We start from the raw sequence: 15,170 nt of genomic DNA, 5'->3' as shown, positions 1-15,170 counted from the left end.
TTGGCCGCCAAGCTCAACCGAACTCATGGCGTCTCCCTTGCCTCGATACGTCTCCCTTGTCTCGATGGCATGGGCTAGGGTTGCGCAATGCAGCACGCCGGCACTCTCTCCGATGGCAGGACGCATTACCCCGCCGCGCCTTTCGCCCTGGTGCTGGGCGGCGGCGGCGCCAAGGGGCTTGCCCATATCGTGGTCATCGAGGCGCTCGATGAGCTCGGCCTGCGTCCCCAGCAGATTGCCGGAACCTCGATCGGCGCCATTATCGGAGCCTGCTATTCGGCCGGCATGGCCGGGCGCGACATCCGCGCCTATGCGCTCGACATGCTGCAGGTGCGCCCGGACATCCTGCGGCGATTGCTGACGACGCGGGTCGGGCGCTTTGCCGACCTGATCCGGACCGGCCTGACCAACCCCATGCTGATCGACCCGGAGAAGTTCCTCCACGTCTTCCTGCCGCCGGCGGTGCCGCTGCTGCTGGAGGATCTGATGATCCCGCTGACCGTCGTCGCGACCGACTATTATGCGCGCCTCGACATCGGCTATTCGGAGGGGCTGCTGATCCCGGCGGTCGCCGGCTCGATGGCGATCCCCGGCGCGTTGCGGCCGGTGGTCCATGGCGGCCGCGTGCTGATCGACGGCGGCATCATCAATCCGGTACCGGTCGACAAGGTCAGCGCACCGATCGTGCTGGCCGTCGACGTGCTGGATGGATCCTCCCACGACAGCATGATCGACGAAACCGTCCCGGCGCCCTGGGACGCCCTGTTCGGCTCGGTCATGCTGATGATGCAGGTGCTGAGCGGGGTGAAGCTCGAAGCGCATCGACCGACGATCCATCTGCGGCCACCGGTCGAACATTTCCGCGTGCTCGACTTCCTGAAGGTGAAGGACATCCTGGCCACCTGCGACCCGATCAAGGACGAGGTGAAGCGCCGGCTGACCCGCGCGCTGGAATCGAGCCCGGCGGAATTGCTGGAAGGGCCGCCCGATTAGGCTGTCGCCGACCGTCAGCGCCGGCCGAACAGCCGCTCGATATCGCCGAGCGACAGCGACACCGAGGTTGGCCGGCCGTGATTGCACTGGGCTGAGCCGGGGGTGGCTTCCATCTCGCGCAGCAGCGCGTTCATTTCGGCCGGTTTCAGCAGCCGCCCTGCCCTGACCGAGCCGTGGCAGGCCATGGTGGCGGCAACCGACAGGAGCCGGCGCTCGAGCGGATCCGTCGTGTCCCATTCGGCGAGGTGTTCGGCCAAGTCGCGGGTCAGTGCCTCGGCGTCGACATCGCCGAGCAGCGCCGGCGTCTCGCGCACCACCACTGCACCCGGCCCGAAACCTTCGATCACCAGGCCAAAGCGCTCGAGATCGTCAGCCCGGGTCAGAAGGCGGGCGGCATCGGCCGGATCGAGTTCGACGACGATCGGAATCAGCAATGCCTGGCGGCCAATGCCAGCCTCGGCCATTTGCCGCTTGAGCCGCTCATAGACCAGCCGCTCATGGGCGGCATGCTGGTCGACGATCACCAGCCCGTCGCGGGTCTGCGCCAGGATATAGGTGCCATGAACCTGGGCGCGCGCGGCGCCCAGCGGCTGGTCCAGGTCCTCCGGCTCGGGAGCGACGGCGGCGGCGCGCGCGTCGGCGCCCGGCGCGATATCCATGGCGAATGTGGCCTGGCCGAATGGCGCTTGGGCGAAGGCGGCCTGGCCGGCCTCGGCGAAGCCGGCCGTGCCGGGTCGCGCTGGCGAGTGACGCCAATCCCAGCCGCGCGCCGGCGCACCGCGTCCCATTGGCGCCCGGAAAGCGCTGATCGTCGCGGTTCCGATTGTGGTCGCGGTGGTTGGGGCGGCGCGGGCAATGGCGTCTCTGATGGCGCTGACGATCAGGCCGCGGACCAGGGCGGAATCGCGGAAGCGCACCTCAGTCTTGGCCGGATGGACATTGACGTCGACCTCGTGCGGATCGAGCTCGATGAACAGCGCCACCGCCGGATGCCGATCGCGCGGCATGACATCGGCATAGGCGCCACGCAGCGCGCCCAGCACCAGGCGGTCGCGGATCGGGCGGCCGTTGACGAACAGGAATTGCGAGGCGGCAGTCGCCTTGTGGAAGGTCGGCAACCCGGCAAAGCCGAACAGGCGCACGCCGTTGCGCGAAACGTCGAGCGCCAGCGCATTGTCGGCGAAGTCGCGGCCCATGACGTCGCCAATGCGCGCCAGCAGCCCGGCCTCGCCAAAGGCCTGCGCGGCATAGCTGCGCGTGCCCGCCTCGTCATCGGCGAGCGAAAAGGCAATGGTCGGATGGGCCAGGCAGAGGCGCTTCACCACGTCGACGATGGCCGAGCCTTCGGCCCGGTCGCTCTTCAGGAATTTGAGCCTTGCCGGCGTCGCATAGAACAGGTCCTCGACCTCGACCCGTGTGCCGCGGGCGAGTGCCGCCGGCATGGTTTCCCCCTCGTCGCCGGCATCGACGGTGAGCGCCCAGGCATGGGGCTCGTCGGCGTGCCGGGTGGTGATGGTGAGGCTCGCCACCGCACCGATCGAGGGCAGCGCCTCGCCGCGAAACCCGAGCGTGCGGATGTCGAGAAGGTCTTCACCGGCAAGTTTCGAGGTCGCGTGGCGTTCGACGCAAAGCGCGAGATCGGCGCGGGTCATGCCGGCGCCGTCATCGGCGACCCGGATCAGCCGGCGCCCGCCACCACCGGTCAGCACATCGATGCGCGTGGCACCGGCATCGATGGCGTTCTCCACCAGTTCCTTGACCACGGCCGCGGGCCGCTCGACGACCTCGCCGGCGGCGATGCGGTTGACGATCCCTTCGGGAAGCTGGCGGACGGGCATGGTTCTATCCTAGCGCGTTCGCGGCGGCCGGTCAGGAGCGTTCGCGGATGAGCGCCCGCAATCCCTGGCCGATGCCGCCGGCCCGGCGCGCTTCGCGCGGCGCGCCAACGGCTCCAAGCGCCAGCGCCGCGGCGCCGAGCGACTGCGGTTCGGCCGGGCGCGGCTCGGCACGCGGCTCGGACCTTGGCGCGCGCGCGGCCGGAGCGGGCTGTGGCGCCGGTGCCGCAGCGGCCTCGCTGAGAACCTCGGCGCGCACCGGGCGTGGCGGCGAGAACAGCGGGCCTTGCGCGAATTTCACCTCATAGTCGAGCAGGTCGACCACCAGCGGCTCGGTCTCGATTCCCTCGACGACAAAATCGATGCCATAACGGGCGAACAGGCCGGCAAGATCGGCTGGATGGATCGCCGCGCCCGCCGCGCCGGCGCGGGCCAGCATGAGATCGGCCGGGACCTTGATCTGGCGGAAGCCTTTTTCGGCGAGGTCGCGCGGTTCGATGCGCAGGTCGCCGACACCATCCATGGCGAAACGGAAACCGAGATCGGATAGCGCGCCGAGCGTCTCGATATCGAGCGGCGACAGGTTGCGCACCGCGTCCTGCCGGAAGCCGAGCACAAGCGAACCGGCCAGTGCCCGGTTGGCGTCGAGCAAAGCGACAAGCTCGGTGGAGAAGGCCGCGTCGCCAAGCGAGACACCAGCCAGGTCGCAGACGAGCCCGACATCGCGATTGCGCGAGGTCAGCCGGCGGACCACCTGGATGCAACGGCCGAGCGCCTCGACATCGAGCGCCGGCATCAAGCCGGCGGTTTCAGCCAGTTCGCGATAGTCCGACGGCAGGAGCAGGTCGCCGTCGGCGCTGCGCAGCCGGACCGAAGCCTGGTACCAGCGCACCTTGCGCTGCGGCAAAGTCACGATCGGCTGCAGGTAGAGATCGATGCGCCGGCTGTCGATCGCGGCGGTGATCGACGCGACAGCCTCGGCCCGCGACAGCCCGTCAAAGACGTCGGGCAGCACGGCCTCGAGGGCCGGCGCCAGATCCGACCGGTCGAGACGCTGGCGAAGCGTCTCGATCAGGCGCTGCGAGTTCGCGCCTTGCGCCTGCGTGGCGGCCGCCACCGGCACATCGGCGGCCTGCGGCGGCAGCTCGGTATCCGGCGACGTTGCCGGCACCGCCGCCGAAAGCGAGGCGGCGAGCGGGCCGACCGGCGGGAGCGCTGCGGCCGGCTGGACGGCCACCGCCGTCGCCCGGACGATCGCCGCTTCATGGACCTGCAGTGTCTCGGCGAATTGTTTGACCAGCGCGCCGAGCTGACCGATCTCTTCGGCGATCGGCTCGGTGGCGGCCCGGGCCTTGTCCATCGCCATGGTTTCGAAGCGTTCGACCCGGCGCGCCAGCTCGGTCATGTCGCGTGCGACATCGCCGGTCACACGGGTCAAGTCGGCGAGCCTCGCCTCGACCACCAGACGGTCGCCGGAACGCTGCGAGCCGAGATGGCCGATCACCATGGCGAGCAGCAGGCCGAACCCGATGGCGGTTGAAAAGCCGGCTTCGACATTGGCGACAAGATAGGCCAAGGCCGCGACCGAAACGGCGATCGTCACCATGCAGAGTGCAACGAAGAAGGAACCCGAACGAGGCATGGCTGAGCGGTCTTCATCCCCCGGCGTGAAGATCAGAGCGCGCATTCACTGCGGGCGGCGTCATGTGCGAATGCGCGCTGGCGCGACAGTGCCTCGAATCGCGCTGATTCGTCTCGAATGAACCATAGACGAAAGGCCGCATTCCCCCACAATAATGCCGTTTCCAACCGGCCACCCCAACGCGCGGAGTTTTCATGCCGAGCTTCTTCGACCCACCGACCGTTCACGCCCCGGCGCCGAGCTATCGCCACGGCGCGATCCACCAGCTCACCGGCCGCCGCCTGATCATTTCCGGCCAGGTCGCGTCCCGTCCCGACGGCACCGTGGCCGAAGGCCTGGAAGCCCAGTTCGAACAGGCTTTCGACAATCTGATCGCCGTCGTCAAAGCCGGCGGCATGGAGATCGGAAACCTGGTCAAGGTCGTCACCCTGGTGACCGTGCCGGACGCCGTCGCGACATTCCGTACCGTCAGGGCGCGCAAGCTCGGCAGCCATGTCTGCGCCGCCACCTATATCCAGGTCGCAGGGCTCGCCCGGCCGGACTTCCTGGTCGAGATCGAGGGCGAGGCCGTGCAGGACTAGGAGCGGGTACGGGACCCGGAACCGGGATGACCAAGGGCCTTCGCCCTTGGTCCTATTGCGCTGCAGCATGAATCTGGTGATTGTGCCTTCCCCTGGAGGTAACCATGCCTGTTCGCGCAATTCGCTCCCTGGCTTTCGAAGACCTGACGCTCGGCCTGTCCGAGTTGGTGTTCAAGACGGTCACCGACCAGGATATCGTCGGTTTCGCCGATATTTCCGGCGACCAGAACCCGATCCACCTGAACGAGCTCTATGCGTCGAAGACCCGTTTCGGCCAGCGCATCGCCCATGGGCTCTATACCGCCAGCCTGATCTCGGCGGTCATCGGGACGCGCCTGCCCGGACCCGGCGCGATCTACATGTCGCAGACGCTGAACTTCAAGGCGCCGGTGAAGATCGGCGATGTCGTGCGCATCCATGTCGAGGTGGCCGAGCTGATCGAGGGACGGCAAAGGGCACGGCTCGCCTGTGAATGCGCGGTCGATGCAACCGTCGTGCTCGACGGCGAAGCCTGGGTAAGGGTTCCCTCGCGCCTCGAACTCATGTCGGCGGCTTGACGGCGCAAGCGCCGGACGGCAGGGTCCGCGCGCCCTGCCCGTCAATTCCGCGATCCCGAGTTCCATGCCTCTGATCCTGCCGCCCCAGCGGCCATCGCCCGCCTTTCCCGTGCTTGCCCAGGCCACGCCGATGCCGGACACGCTGGCCGGCGGCGTGATCGCGATCGGCAATTTCGACGGGGTTCATCGCGGCCACCAATATGTCATCGAGCAGACGGTGGGGTTGGCCAGGAGGCTCGGCCGCAAAGCTCTGGTGCTCACCTTCGAGCCGCATCCACGGGCTTTTTTCCAGCCGGATCGGCCGCTGTTCCGGCTGGCCGACGGACCAACCAAGATCCGGCTGCTGGCGGCCCTTGGGCTTGATGCGGTGGCGATCGCCGGCTTCGACAAGGCGTTTGCTGCGCTGTCGGCCGAGGACTTCGTCACGCAGGTGCTGGTCGGCTGGCTCAAGGCCGCCCATGTGGTCATCGGCCAGGATTTCCACTATGGCGCGGCGCGCGCCGGCAATGCCCAGAGCCTGATCGAGGCGGGTATCGTCCACGGCTTCGACGTGACCCGCATGACCGCGCTCTGCGACGGCGAGGCGACCGTCTCCTCGACCGCCATCCGCGATGCGCTGATGAGCGGCCGCATCGAGGACGCCAACGCGCTGCTCGGCCACGCCTGGTTCATTTCGACCGAGGTCATCCATGGCGACAAGCGCGGCCGGACGCTCGGCTATCCGACCGCCAATCTCCGGCTCGACCCGAATAGCCAGCTCGCCCATGGCATCTATGCCGTGAAGCTCGGCCTCGACGGTATCTGGCACGACGCGGTCGCCAGTTTCGGCCGGCGGCCGACCTTCGACAATGGCGCGCCGCTTCTGGAAGTCCATGTCTTCGATTTCTCCGGCGATCTCTACGGCCGCGAAGTCGACGTCGCTTTCGCCGGCTATATCCGGGAAGAGCTGAAATTCGACGGACTGGACGCGCTGATCGCCCAGATGGACGAGGACAGCGGCAAGGCGCGCGCCATCCTGGCACGCCGTTGAAAGCTCCACCGCAAGCTGCATTAGCGGGCAATTTCTCACGTCATCGGTCAAAACCGCAGCGCTCTTACGAGACTATTAACCACCAGATCGGCTTCCTGGAGGGGATTTGCACCCCCAGGAAAAGCCCGAGATGGTCTCCCGCCTTCCAGTCCTGAAAATCGGCGCCAAAGCGGTCGCCTTCGTCACCGCGATCCTGCTCTTCACCGCCTGCCTCATCGTGCTCGCCGGCTGGCAATTGATCGAGACGCGCAATGCGGAACGCGCGGTCGCAGACGCCCAGACCAATACCCGGACGCTCGCCGTGCTGTTCGGGGCAGCCCATGCGGACGCCCGCTTCACGATCGCCGGCGAGCGGGTGTCGGAGGTGCGCATCCCCGCCATGCCGACCTTCGCGGATCATGCGATCGTCGACCGGACAGTGCAGGCGGTCGGCGGCGTTGCGACCATTTTCGTGACCGACGAGAAGGGCGCCTTCATCCGGCGCACCACCAACCTGAAAAAGGAGAACGGCGATCGCGCGGTCGGCACGTCGCTCGCCGCCGACCACCCGGCGCAGGCCGCGCTGCGTCAGGCCAGGGCCTATTATGGTCCAGCCGTGCTGTTCGGCCGGTCGTTCTACACCGCCTATCAGCCGGTCATCGGCGCAAATGGCAGCGTGATCGGCATCCTGTTCATCGGCATTGCCACCGAAGAGCTGCACGCCGCGGCGCTCAAGACCTTGACCGCGATGATCGTGTCGCTGGCCCTGGTGGTGCTGGTCCTGGGCCTGCTCTCGGCAGTCATCGTCCGTCGCGCGGTCAGGCCGCTGGTCGCGGCCACCGCGGCACTCGAACGGGTCGCCGGCGGCGATCTGGACAGCACCATCCCGGCGACGACCCGGGCCGACGAGATCGGCGATCTGACGCGCGCACTGACAATCCTGCGCGATGGAGCAAGAGCGGCGCGGGAGGCCGAAGCCCTCCGCCTTGCCGAGGCCCAGGCGCGTGACGCCCGCGCCGGCCGGCTCGAAGCCGCGATCATGACCTTCGAGAAGACCATGGCGGAACGGATCGGCGAAGCGGAAAAGGCGGTCGGCGATCTCGGCTCGAGCGCCGGCGAGCTGAACGCCGCCTCCCGCGCCATGGCGGCGCAGGTCGGCGCAGCTTCCGGCGCGACCGATGAGGCCACCGCCAACATGAGCGCGGTTGCCAGTGCCGCCGAACAGCTGACCGCGTCGATCGCCGAGATCGGCAGCCAGGTTGCCGCCTCCTCGGAGGTGACCGGACGGGCGGTCAAGCAGGCCGGCGACACATCCAGCCGGGTTGCGGAACTCGACAGCGCCGCGCGCAAGATCGGCGAAGTGGTCGGCCTGATCACCCAGGTCGCCGAGCAGACCAACCTGCTCGCGCTCAACGCCACCATCGAGGCCGCCCGCGCCGGTGAAGCCGGCAAGGGCTTTGCGGTGGTCGCCTCGGAAGTGAAGCAGCTGGCCGGACAGACGGCCAGGGCGACCGAGGAAATCTCGGCGCAGGTGGGACGGATGCAGGCGGCAACCAGCGGCACGGTCTCCGCCATTGGCACGATCACCGAGACCATCGGGGCGATGGATCAGATCACCACGACGATCGCGGCGGCGGTGGAGGAGCAGCAGCTTTCGACGCGCGAGATTTCGCGGGCGATCGCGGAAGCCAACGGCCATGCCGATACCGCGCGCAGCTCGATCATCGATGTCGATCGCGCGGCGACCGGAACCGGCAGGTCGGCCGGGCAGGTCGACGAAGCCACCCAGCGGCTCGCCGGCAGTTCCGCCAGCATCGACGGCGCCCTCAAGGCTTTCGTCGCCGAAGTGCGGGCGGCCTGATCAGCCGGCGGCGCGCAGCGCCGCTTCGGCCATCAGGCCGGCCAGGAAGATCAATCCGGCATCGCGGTTCGACTTGAACAGCCGCAGGCAAAGAGCCGGATCGGCAATGTCGATGCGGGCGACCTGCCAGGCCAGGTGAAGCGCGAAGGCGGCGAGCCCGCAATAGGCGAGGACCGAGCCGCCCAGCGTCCAGAGCGCCACCGCGAACAGGAAGACCGCGCCGGAATAGAACAGCGACAGGAACAGCGGCGTGCGCTCGCCGAACAGGAGCGCGGTCGACCTGACGCCGACAATGGCGTCGTCTTCCCGGTCCTGATGGGCGTAGATGGTGTCGTAGCCGATGACCCAGAGGATCGATCCGGCATAAAGCAGGATCGGCGCCGCATCGAGCCTGTCGAAGGCCGCCGCCCAGCCCATCAGCGCGCCCCACGAGAAGGCCAGCCCGAGCACCGATTGCGGCCAGGAGGTGATGCGCTTCATGAAGGGATAGATGGCGATGATGGCGATCGAGGCGATGCCCAGCGCCCAGGCGAAAGGCTTGGCGAGCGCCAGCAGCACCAGCGCGCCGACCACCACCTGGGCCATCAGGAACAGCTTCGCCTGGCGCCCAGTCACCTGGCCGGAGGGCAAGGGCCGCGAGCGCGTCCGCTCGACCATGGCATCGATGTCGCGATCGACCAGATCGTTATAGGTGCAGCCGGCACCGCGCATGGCGACCGCGCCAATGGCGAACAGCGCCATGTGCCAGAGATTGGGCAGCGCCTGGCCAGCGGCGATCGCGGCAAAAGCCGCCGACCACCAGCATGGCAGCAGCAGGAGCCAGGAGCCGATCGGCCGGTCGGCGCGGGCAAGCCTGAGATAGGGACGCCAGGATGCCGGAGCGAGCGTGTCCACCCACGAGCCGCGGACGGCATCGGCAACCCGGCCCTCGGTCATCGTCATGGCGGCTTACAGCGCGCCGGGCGTGCGCAGGTCGAGTTGCGGCCGGCGACCCGCCTGGGGCGCGAAGGGATTGGCACCGCCGGCCTCGGCCTGGCGGCGCTGCCGGTCGAGCGTCGCAACCCCCTGGCAGGCCTGACGGCGATTGCGGATGACATTGGTCAGACCGGTCGAGACGTCGTTGATCATCGTATCCGGCAGGCGGCAGAAGTCGCCATTGTCGGTGACCCATTTCTTCAGCCGCTCGAACGAGGTCTGGGCATTGCCGAGCGCCGTGCAAGCGCGCTGGGCATTGGCACGGGCCTGATCAAAATTGGTCGGCCGGCCGCGTGGCATGGCCGCCTGGGTCTGCTGCATCACCTGCTGGTGGCTCTGCAACAGCGGTTGAAACTCGCTCTGGCAAATCTCGTTGGCATTGGCCGGCACGGCAACGGCAAGCGCTCCGGCAGCGATCAGCCCGAGAAACAAGGTGCGGTTCGGCAGAGCACAGCGCATCATTCGGCCCCGGAAGGTGTCCGCAGGAAGGCGGAACTGCAAAAAACGGCATTCTCCATATCAATCCGACAGGATCGTGGCAATGCGGCACCCCGGCGCGGCCAGGTCCTGGACCCTAGCACATTCTCGCGCGCCGCGTCCGCGACGTCGCCTCGTCCTTGCCAGCAAGAGATCCCGGCGCTATCCGCGAAAAGACGGCAAGGCGAGGTTGTTTCAGATCATGGCGCTCTACGACTTCGGCGCGACGCGGCTGTTCGTGCAAGGGCCGCTCGGTCCCGGCACGGTGATCGCCTGCGACCGCGACAAGACCAATTATCTCGTCAATGTGATGAGGCTGGCCGACGGCGCGGTCCTGCATGTCTTCGACGGAGTGAACGGCGAATGGCGCGCCAGGCTCAGGCGCGCTGCCAAGAAAGCGGTCGAACTGCTGGTCGAGGACCAGGTCCGGCCACAGACCGATGCGAGCGACCTCTGGCTGATCTTCGCGCCGCTGAAACAGGCACGCCTCGACTACATGGTTCAAAAGGCGGTGGAAATGGGCGCGTCGCGGCTGGTGCCGGTGACCACCCGCTACACCCAGGTCGGCAGGCTGAACCTTGAACGGGTCAGCGCCAATGCCATCGAGGCCGCGGAACAATGTGGCGTCTTGTCGGTTACCCCGTGCGACGACATGAAGCCTCTGCCAACGGTGCTCGCCGCGCTGCCGGCGGATCGGCTGCTTGTCTTCTGCGACGAGGATGCGGCGATCGCCAATCCGGCCGAGGCACTGCAGCCCTTCGCATCCGCGCCGCAGCCGCTGGCTGTCCTGATCGGGCCGGAAGGCGGTTTCGCACCCGAGGAGCGGGCCATGATCAGCAAAAGGCCGCGAACGATCGCCTTGTCGCTCGGGCCGCGGATCCTTCGGGCCGACACCGCCGCGGTGGCGGCGCTGGCGGTCGTCCAGGCGGTTCTGGGCGATTGGAGATAGATTCGGTGAAGCGTGATCGGAGATGACGAAATGACCCGGCGCGGAAGGCCTCGCCGCGGAAAAAGTCAACCGATTTAAGTTCACGCAATCTTTCAATTGGTTACAGAACTGTGGCGGCGCGTGACCGGTTCGGCCACATTTTTGCCCCGCCCGGCTTCAGCCTGTCGCTCGCCGCGGCCCGTTTTCGACTGGGGTCGGCCGCGGCTTTGCGCGGGTTCGCAGCCTCGCGATCCGCGCCAACATTTCTGTGCCCGAACAGATGGAGACAATCATGTCGGACACCTGCCGTTTTGGTATCGAGGAAGAATTTTTTGTTGTGGACGCCGAGACCAAGGCTGTCATGCGGCGCATGCCGCAGGCCTTCTTCGATTCCGCGAAGCAGCGGCTCGGCGACCGCCTGAAAGGCGAATTGCTGCAGTCGCAAGTGGAGCTGACGAGCTCGATTCATTCATCCTTCGACACGGCGCGCAACGAGCTGAAGGCGATGCGCGGCGCCCTGGGCCAGGTCGCCGCCGAACATGGCCTGGCGATCCTCGCCTCGGGGACGCACCCGACCGCCTTGTGGGCCACCCAAAGAGCCAACGACACACCGCGCTCGGACAGCGTCATGCACGACCTGCAGATGCTCGGCCAACGCAACATCGTCTGCGGCCTGCATGTCCATGTCGAATTCGACGATCTGTCGCGCCGGGTGGACGTGATGGGCCGGATCATGCCCTACGTGCCGCTGCTGGTGGCGCTGTCGACGTCATCGCCATTCTGGCAGACCCGCGCGACCGGCCTGATGGGTTATCGCCTGGCGGCTTACGACGAGTTGCCGCGCACCGGCCTGCCGGAACTGTTCCGCAGCGAGGCCGACTACGACAATTATATTTCGCTGCTGGTCGAGACCCGGGTGATCGAGGATTCGAGCTATGTCTGGTGGGCGGTGCGTCCGTCGCGCAAATACCCGACCCTCGAATTGCGGGCGCCGGACTGTTGCACGCGGGTCGAGGACACGCTGGCGATCGCCGCGCTCTACCGGACCCTGGTCCGGCATCTGATCCGCCATCCGGAGATCAATGCCAACCTGTCGCCGGTCTCGCGCGCGCTGATGCAGGAAAACAAGTGGCGCGCCCAGCGCTATGGCGTCCATGGCAGCTTCGTCGACGAAACACGCCGTATCACCCTCTCGGTGCGCGACGTGGTGGCCGAGACCATCGACCAGGTCATGGAGGAGGCCGAGGCACTGAATTGCGCGGCCGAGGTGGCCCATTGCCTCGACATCGCGACCCGCGGCACCAGCGCCGACGGCCAGCTCGCGGTATGGAAATCAGCGCTCAGCCTGGCCGAGACGCCGCATGACGCGCTGCGCGCGGTGAAGACCTGGATCGCCCAGGAAACCCTGCAATAGACTGACGACCCTGCAGTAGACCGCAGACCCTGCAATAGATCGTCGCGCCGAGGCGGCACTGCGCTGCCGGGCTTGAACAGCGCCCCGAGAGCCCGCACCGCAAGGCGCGGGTTCTCGACGTTTCGGGCCGTGGGCTTGCCACGTCGCAACGTGGCCCACCACAGGCCGGCCGGTCGACTGCCGGGGCTCGGCGGCTACCGCGCGCCCCTCAAGGAATTCGCGAAGGCGACGATCAGCGAGACCACCTGTCCGTCAAGGCCGGCGAGACCATGGTGGCCGCCGGCCTGGCAGGGATCGCCCCGATCGACACCTCCGGTGAGCCAAACGACGCGGGCCCGCCCGCCGGCCCAGGCCGCGAATGGCGCCACCAGCGCGGGCTGCGTCACGCGGCAGCCATCCTGACGGTGATGAAGGACCAAGGTTCGCGGCAATGCCCCGGGCGAGCCGGCATAGGCCTGGAAGGTGTCGAGCATGGCCGACGTCAGGACGATGCCGTCTGGGCGGGCGGACAGCGCGGCCGGCGCGCGGGTGGCGCCCCGGCTCGTCGCCACCACGACAACCGGGCGAGCGATGGTCCGCATATATTCGACCGCCTGGGCAGGGCTGGCAGCGGCATCCAGCGTCAGCGTGGCAAAGCCTCTGGCCGCATAGACGTGCCGCGTGCGGACCAGTTGATTGCCGCGCAGCGCGGTGATGTTTCCGTCGCTCTGGATACCCAGCCGGCCGTCACCGCCCGGCATCAGGATGATGCTGCCGCGCGGACGGCCTGTCGGCCTGTCGAGCGTGGCCGAGCTTCCGAACTGCGGAACAAGCTCGGAAGCCCGAACAGGCACGCATGTCGACACCACCATGATCAAGCTCGCCACGGCCTTTCCGAACATTGTGTCCCCGCTTGCTTCGCGTCGGTTTCAACCGGATCGACTGCACGCCGTGGAACCGATCGCCCGCCATCGGCATCGTGCGGCCGGCAGAGACATGCAATCAGTTCGCCGGCCGGATCAGCCCGCCTCGGCGAGCAGCCGGCGGCCGCTGCGGCTCACCGGCAGGACCAGGCCGCAATCCAGGGTCAAGGCCGCGCGGCCGGCGCTCCGTCTGTGCCCGGCAAGGGCGTCACGCGCGACCCAGTGCGATCGGTGGATGCGCAGGCCCCTGGCAGGGCCGAGCGCTTCGACCGCCTGCGACAGACCCATCAGGATCAGGGCATGGCCACGATCGGTGTGGACCCGCAAATAATGATCCTCGGCGCTCAGCGCGATGAGTTTTGCATGGCGCAAGGCCAAGGGCAGCTTGGCCATGACGACATCGTCCGTCGCCGCATCGGCTGGCGGCGGCGTGTCCTCGGCCGGTACCGGCGCCGGCAAGGACTGCGGCCCGGCAGGCCCGTTCGCCTGCCAGCGCCGCTCGACAAACCAGCCGAGCCCGCTGAGCAGAAGGTTGATGACCAGCGTCTGCCCCATCAGCCCGCCGAACGTGACGTGGCGAAGCACGTGCGGCGACCACAGGTGCATCTGCATTTGGACCACCAGCGCGCCCGGCGGGGCCATGGCGATCGCGATGACGACCATCGCCCAGAACGGCAGGCGGCCGGAGAACAGGAAGCGCCTGGCCAGCATCGCGGTGCCGACCACCATGGCGCCGATCAACACGGCATTGCCGGCGAATTGCAGCAGCCGAACCCGGAGGTCGATGCTGACATAGGAGCCGAACGGCCCGAGCAGGCCGAGCACCAGACCGGCCGCGATGGATAGCCCGACGAAGGCGAGCCACTTTGCCGAAAGCCGTCGGCGCAGATCGGCCGCGTCGAGACTGGTCATTGGCGAAGAAACCATGTCGTTGGCGAAGACGGCCGAGACTAGGCCGGCGCTCGTGGCTAGGCAATCGGACCTCAAAGCCATCGCTCGAGGAGGTCTCTTTTGAAATATGTGATCGCCATTCCCGTCGCTCTCATCATTTGCGTCGTTGCAGCTTTCGCCGGAGTGCTCTCGCTGTCGCAGCCGGTGACGCCGCCGCCGCTCGCCGTCATGTCGCAGTCGGACCAGAAGCTGGCGCATCCGGTCGGGACCCTCCCGCCTTATGGGTTTTTCACGGCGCGCGACGGCACCCGGCTCGCCTATCGCCTCTATGAGGGCAGGCCGGGCGGTGGCGTCGCGATCGCGGTGCACGGATCGACCGGGCTTGCCACCGCCGTGCACGCGGTCGGGCGCGCCCTCTCGGCCGAGGGGATGAATGTCTACGCCATCGACGTCCGGGGCCACGGGGAAAGCGGGGCGCTCGGCGATATCGGTTATCGCGGCCAGTTGGAGGACGACCTTGTCGATCTTCTGGCCGTGGCCCAGCAGCGCTTCCCTAGGGAACGGCGGCTCCTGCTCGGCCATTCGCTTGGCGGCAGTTTCATCCTGCGCGTCGCCGGCGAGCCGATTGCCGACCGCTTCGATGCCTATCTCGCCCTGTCGCCGTTCATCTCGGTCCGGTCCGACACCAATCGTCCGAACACCGGCGGCTGGGCCGATCCCGCTATCCCCCGCATCATCGCGCTGTCGCTGCTGAACCGCTTGGGGATCTCAGGGCTCGACGGGCTTCCGACGATTGCCTATGCCGTGCCGGCAGACGCGCAAGGCAAACGGGCGCGTGTCTATTCCCATCGCCTGCTGGCCAATATGAGCTTGCCGCGCGACTGGCCGGAGGCGCTCGGCCGCATTGTCAGGCCGACCATCGTCCTGGTCGGCGCAGAGGACCAATTGTTCGTCGCAACGGCCTATGCCGCCGAGATCAGCGCGGCCAACCCGCGCATCGGCGTCGAAGTGCTCGCCGGCGTCGATCACATGGGCATGGTGATCGACCAGGCCGCGACCGACGTCATCGTCCGCACGGCCGTCCGGCTGCTGCGGACGCGATAGC

Annotated in this window: 14 protein-coding genes; 8 read left to right on the top strand and 6 right to left on the bottom strand. The window is 67.6% G+C overall.

The window, feature by feature from the left end:
- The first annotated feature begins 87 nt into the window (after positions 1-87).
- Entirely contained in the window at positions 88-993 is a 906-nt protein-coding gene (locus E8M01_RS17020; protein WP_136961210.1) for a patatin-like phospholipase family protein, read from the top strand.
- 14 nt (positions 994-1,007) lie between these two features.
- Here E8M01_RS17020 and mutL read toward each other — a convergent pair whose 3' ends face one another.
- Positions 1,008-2,831: a DNA mismatch repair endonuclease MutL gene (gene mutL / locus E8M01_RS17015; RefSeq protein ID WP_136961209.1), complete on the bottom strand. Its 1,824-nt coding sequence runs from the start codon at positions 2,829-2,831 to the stop codon at positions 1,008-1,010.
- 31 nt (positions 2,832-2,862) lie between these two features.
- Positions 2,863-4,470: an EAL domain-containing protein gene (locus E8M01_RS17010; RefSeq protein ID WP_136961208.1), complete on the bottom strand. Its 1,608-nt coding sequence runs from the start codon at positions 4,468-4,470 to the stop codon at positions 2,863-2,865.
- Between the two features lie 194 nt (positions 4,471-4,664).
- On the opposite strand from E8M01_RS17010, the gene E8M01_RS17005 reads away from it, so the two are divergent.
- The 4 genes from E8M01_RS17005 to E8M01_RS16990 all read left to right on the top strand — a co-directional run bounded on the left by E8M01_RS17005 (position 4,665) and on the right by E8M01_RS16990 (position 8,478).
- Positions 4,665-5,051 carry a RidA family protein gene (locus E8M01_RS17005; protein ID WP_136961207.1) on the top strand — a complete coding sequence of 129 codons (387 nt, stop codon included), beginning with the start codon at positions 4,665-4,667 and terminating at the stop codon, positions 5,049-5,051.
- A gap of 104 nt (positions 5,052-5,155) precedes the next feature.
- Positions 5,156-5,608, top strand: a complete 453-nt coding sequence (locus tag E8M01_RS17000) for a MaoC family dehydratase (RefSeq protein ID WP_136961206.1) — start codon at positions 5,156-5,158, stop codon at positions 5,606-5,608.
- 64 nt (positions 5,609-5,672) lie between these two features.
- Positions 5,673-6,638, top strand: coding sequence for a bifunctional riboflavin kinase/FAD synthetase (locus tag E8M01_RS16995; RefSeq protein ID WP_136961205.1), 966 nt, complete (start codon positions 5,673-5,675; stop codon positions 6,636-6,638).
- Between the two features lie 130 nt (positions 6,639-6,768).
- Positions 6,769-8,478, top strand: coding sequence for a methyl-accepting chemotaxis protein (locus E8M01_RS16990; RefSeq protein ID WP_136961204.1), 1,710 nt, complete (start codon positions 6,769-6,771; stop codon positions 8,476-8,478).
- On the opposite strand, the gene ubiA is transcribed toward E8M01_RS16990, so the two are convergent.
- Together ubiA and E8M01_RS16980 are read right to left on the bottom strand one after the other, a co-directional pair.
- On the bottom strand, positions 8,479-9,420 hold the full coding sequence (ubiA, locus tag E8M01_RS16985; RefSeq protein ID WP_136961203.1) for a 4-hydroxybenzoate octaprenyltransferase: 942 nt from the start codon (positions 9,418-9,420) through the stop codon (positions 8,479-8,481).
- Positions 9,421-9,426: 6 nt separating this feature from the next.
- Positions 9,427-9,912, bottom strand: coding sequence for a hypothetical protein (locus E8M01_RS16980; RefSeq protein WP_136961202.1), 486 nt, complete (start codon positions 9,910-9,912; stop codon positions 9,427-9,429).
- 220 nt (positions 9,913-10,132) lie between these two features.
- Between E8M01_RS16980 and E8M01_RS16975 the strand changes: the two genes are divergently transcribed.
- Positions 10,133-10,879, top strand: coding sequence for a 16S rRNA (uracil(1498)-N(3))-methyltransferase (locus E8M01_RS16975; RefSeq protein WP_136964682.1), 747 nt, complete (start codon positions 10,133-10,135; stop codon positions 10,877-10,879).
- A gap of 271 nt (positions 10,880-11,150) precedes the next feature.
- Positions 11,151-12,272 (top strand): carboxylate-amine ligase, encoded by a 1,122-nt coding sequence (locus E8M01_RS16970; protein WP_136961201.1) that lies wholly within the window; start codon positions 11,151-11,153, stop codon positions 12,270-12,272.
- Between the two features lie 194 nt (positions 12,273-12,466).
- Here E8M01_RS16970 and E8M01_RS16965 read toward each other — a convergent pair whose 3' ends face one another.
- Positions 12,467-13,138 (bottom strand): alpha/beta hydrolase, encoded by a 672-nt coding sequence (locus E8M01_RS16965; protein ID WP_136961200.1) that lies wholly within the window; start codon positions 13,136-13,138, stop codon positions 12,467-12,469.
- A 132-nt stretch (positions 13,139-13,270) separates the two neighbouring features.
- Positions 13,271-14,167: a LytTR family DNA-binding domain-containing protein gene (locus E8M01_RS16960; protein ID WP_170181940.1), complete on the bottom strand. Its 897-nt coding sequence runs from the start codon at positions 14,165-14,167 to the stop codon at positions 13,271-13,273.
- A gap of 27 nt (positions 14,168-14,194) precedes the next feature.
- Between E8M01_RS16960 and E8M01_RS16955 the strand changes: the two genes are divergently transcribed.
- Entirely contained in the window at positions 14,195-15,169 is a 975-nt protein-coding gene (locus E8M01_RS16955; protein WP_246088822.1) for an alpha/beta hydrolase, read from the top strand.
- Position 15,170: the final 1 nt, after the last annotated feature.

This window comes from Phreatobacter stygius, assembly GCF_005144885.1.
Taxonomy (GTDB): Bacteria; Pseudomonadota; Alphaproteobacteria; order Rhizobiales; family Phreatobacteraceae; genus Phreatobacter; species Phreatobacter stygius.
This window is presented reverse-complemented; position numbering and strand designations above follow the sequence as displayed.